Source organism: Bartonella refiksaydamii, from assembly GCF_902652675.1.
In the GTDB taxonomy this organism is placed as follows: domain Bacteria; phylum Pseudomonadota; class Alphaproteobacteria; order Rhizobiales; family Rhizobiaceae; genus Bartonella; species Bartonella refiksaydamii.
Genome location: NZ_LR736399.1, coordinates 1 through 823, shown reverse-complemented (window position 1 = coordinate 823; position 823 = coordinate 1). Strand labels below are relative to the sequence as shown.

The following is an 823-nucleotide window of genomic DNA, read 5'->3' as shown; positions in this document are numbered from 1 at the left end:
CTTTGAAGAAGAGTTTTCTGCCTCATGGGTTCCTATGGAGCGTTTTGGCAAGGCATGGTGAAGCGGCTATGGGATTAATGCGCACACACCCCTTTATTGTGGTCAAAGTGGGAAACAAACCTGTTCATGAGGTTTTTTACCAGCGTCTTTTAACGGCAACCATCACAGATCATGCCGGCAATGAAGCTGATAGCTTTGAAGCAGAGTTTGACGATAGTGGCAATGATTTAGAGGTTCCGCAAAGCAACAGTGCACTGCAAGTGATCTTTGGCTATGAGAACAGCATCAGTGCTTCTATGGGGCGTTTTGTTGTCGAATCGGTGATCAGTTCCGGTGGCAGTGAGGGAGAGATATTGCGCCTTTGTGGCAAAAGTGCTTCGATGCGTAAAGAACTCAAAGAACAAACAAGCGAACATTTTGACCACAAAACTGTTGGCGAGATTGTTGAGACATTAGCCAAACGCCATGGCTATCAAGCAAAGATTAGTCCTCAGTTCACTCAACAAACTTTGCCTTATGTGATTCGTACAGATCAATCGACTGTTGATTTTTTAACCCGCCTTGCCGACCGCATGCAGGCGCGGTTTTTAATCAAGGATAATAAGTTTTTATTTTTAAGCGGAGAGAATTTACCAGCCCTCGACATCCATAAACATGACTGTTCCAGCTGGGAATTTACCCTTGAGCCGCGCACGCAATATGGCAGCATTGAAGCTTTTTATTTTGACCGCTCAAAAGGGCAGCAATGCCAAGTCAAACATCAGACAGGTTTTAGCGGTCCCGTGCGGCGTTTACGGACTTGTTACACTTGTAAAGAAGAAGC

The 823-nt window shown here is 45.3% G+C and carries 1 protein-coding gene; it reads left to right on the top strand.

The window, feature by feature from the left end; translation table 11 throughout:
• Positions 1–77: 77 nt before the first annotated feature.
• The coding region (locus GQO39_RS08750; RefSeq protein WP_156851801.1) for a late control protein at positions 78–823 on the top strand (746 nt) is incomplete at its 3' end.